This window comes from Mycobacterium sp. (genome assembly GCF_035570115.1).
GTDB lineage: Bacteria > Actinomycetota > Actinomycetes > Mycobacteriales > Mycobacteriaceae > Mycobacterium.
Genome location: NZ_DATMLH010000319.1, coordinates 1 through 2,572, shown reverse-complemented (window position 1 = coordinate 2,572; position 2,572 = coordinate 1). Strand labels below are relative to the sequence as shown.

Below are 2,572 nucleotides of genomic sequence, written 5' to 3'. Positions count from 1 at the left end.
ATCGCCGCCAACGTCGTATCAATCGCCAGCGTCGCCTATTACTTCATCTACGCGCTCACCGTCGGCGGGGCGATCTACGCCTACCGGAAGCGGAAGATACCTCATCACCGTCCGGGCGACTTCTCACTAGGCCGCTGGTTCATACCCGTCGCGGTCGTCGCCTTCACTTACGCGGCAGCCATCATCGTGATCGCGCTCACCCCACACGAGGGCCACACGGCAGCCCTGTACCTACTCGGAGCCGAGGCCGTCGGGGTGCTGTGGTACCTGCTATATCTACGCTCGCGAATCACGAATCAATCCGCCGGCGTTTACCGTCAGGAGGTCGTAGAGCTGGAGAAGTCCGCAGAAGCCTCCCCGCCGAACCGTTGATGTGCCTAGAGCACCGGTCAAGTAATCGGACCCTGAACTCCCGGAAGGACTGTCGGCCATGACGATCGCCGAGCCCAGTAGCGACTTCTCCACAAGCAACCTGGTGAGCGTGGAGCCCGGGGCGATCCGCGAGGAAACCCCACCCGGCTCGGTCATCCAGTACAGCGACTACGAACTGGACACCTCGAGCCGGTTCGCCGGTGGTGTCGCGTGGATCGAAGGCGACTACGTCCCCGCGTCCGAGGCCCGGATCTCTATCTTCGACACCGGGTTCGGTCACTCGGACCTGACGTACACCGTGGCGCACGTGTGGCACGGGAACATCTTCCGCTTGAGCGACCACGTCGACCGGCTGCTGGACGGTGCGCGCAAGCTGCGGCTGGAGTCGCCGTTGTCGAAGGCGGAGCTGGAGGAGATCGCCAAGCGGTGCGTGTCGCTCTCGCAGCTGCGCGAGTCCTACGTGAACCTCACGATCACCCGGGGCTTCGGCCGGCGCAAGGGTGAGAAGGACCTGAGCAAGCTGACCGCCCAGGTGTATGCGTATGCGATTCCCTACCTGTGGGCATTCCCTCCGCACGAGCAGATCTTCGGCACCTCTGCGATCGTGCCGCGCCACGTCCGGCGGGCGGGACTCAACACGGTCGACCCGACCGTGAAGAACTACCAGTGGGGTGACCTCACCGCGGCCAGCTTCGAGGCGAAGGACCGTGGCGCGCGGACGGCTATCCTCCTGGACGCCGACGGCTGCGTCGCCGAGGGTCCGGGGTTTAACGTGGTCGTCGTCAAGAACGGCGCGCTGGCGACACCGTCCCGCAACGCCTTGCCCGGGATCACCCGTAAGACGGCGCTTGAGCTGGCCGACGCGATGGGTATCGTCGCGCAGCTGCGCGACGTCAGCAGCCGGGAGCTGTATGATGCCGATGAACTGATCGCGGTCACGACGGCGGGCGGGGTCACCCCGATCACCTCGCTCGACGGGCAGCCGGTCGGCGACGGCAAGCCCGGGCCTCTCACCGTGGCGATCCGCGACCGGTTCTGGGCGCTGATGGACGAGCCGTCCCCGCTCATCGAGGCGATCAGGTACTGATTTCGGCCGATTGCCATCGCGGGAGCGGTCCGCTGAACCGGGGCACCCCGGAAACGACGAGCAGGCATGCCGGCATCCAAGGCGGTGCATACGCACGGTCGGAATGAGCTGCTCCGGCCGGCGTAGTGGCAGGGGCTACCGTAGCGATTAGATCGCGCGCATGCGCAGATTCCTGCCTCGACCTCAAACTTTGAACATCGAAGGAGTCGGCACCATGACAGCATCCCTGACAGTTGGAGTCCCGACAGAGATCAAGGACAACGAGAACCGCGTCGCCATGCAGCCCGATGGGGTCGCCGAACTGACGCGCGACGGCCACCCTGTGCTTATCCAGACAGGCGCTGGCCAGGGATCCCGATTTAGCGATGGGGAGTTCGCCGAGGCAGGTGCCACCATCGTGGCTGACGCCGATGCCGTCTTCGGTGCAGCGGATCTCATTGTGAAGGTAAAGGAGCCGATTCCGAGCGAATATCACCGCTTCCGCGAAGGGCAGCAGCTGTTTACCTACCTCCATCTCGCCGCTGACCGTGTACTCACCGAGTTTCTCATGCAGAGGAACATCGACTCGATTGCGTACGAAACCGTGCAGACCCCGGATCTGCGCCTTCCCCTTCTCACACCCATGAGCGAGGTGGCCGGCCGGATGGCAATCCAGGCCGCCGCGCATCATCTCGAGAGCCCGGCCGGAGGCGCAGGTTTGCTGCTGGGGGGTGTACCAGGAACACCTGCCGCCAGGGTCACCATCATCGGTGGTGGTGTGGCCGGCACCGAGGCAGCGAAGATCGCGCTAGGGATGCGGGCGATAGTGCGGGTCTTCGATACGAACCCGACGCGACTCGCGTACCTGTCCGACGTCTTCGGGGGCCGACTCGACCTGGTCGTCCCCAATCGCGCTCGCCTGGCCGCCTACATTGCCGAATCCGACGTCATTGTTGGCGCCGTCCTGGTCCCCGGCACCAAGGCCCCTAAGTTGGTGAGCCGAGAAATGATTGCGAGCATGCGACCAGGCAGCGTAGCGGTCGATATAGCAATCGACCAGGGCGGGTGCTTCGAGACGAGCCGTCCCACGACGCATTCAAACCCGACCTATGTGGAGGAGGGCGTGATCCACTA

2 protein-coding genes and 1 pseudogene are annotated in these 2,572 nt (G+C 64.5%); all 3 read left to right on the top strand.

The window, feature by feature from the left end; translation table 11 throughout:
• Positions 1–372 (top strand): annotated as a pseudogene (locus tag VNW74_RS29970) (hypothetical protein); the annotation flags it as partial.
• Between the two features lie 58 nt (positions 373–430).
• Positions 431–1,459 (top strand): aminotransferase class IV, encoded by a 1,029-nt coding sequence (locus tag VNW74_RS29965; protein ID WP_325683688.1) that lies wholly within the window; start codon positions 431–433, stop codon positions 1,457–1,459.
• A 160-nt stretch (positions 1,460–1,619) separates the two neighbouring features.
• Positions 1,620–2,572: alanine dehydrogenase (ald, locus tag VNW74_RS29960; RefSeq protein ID WP_325683686.1), on the top strand; the 953-nt coding region annotated here is incomplete at its 3' end.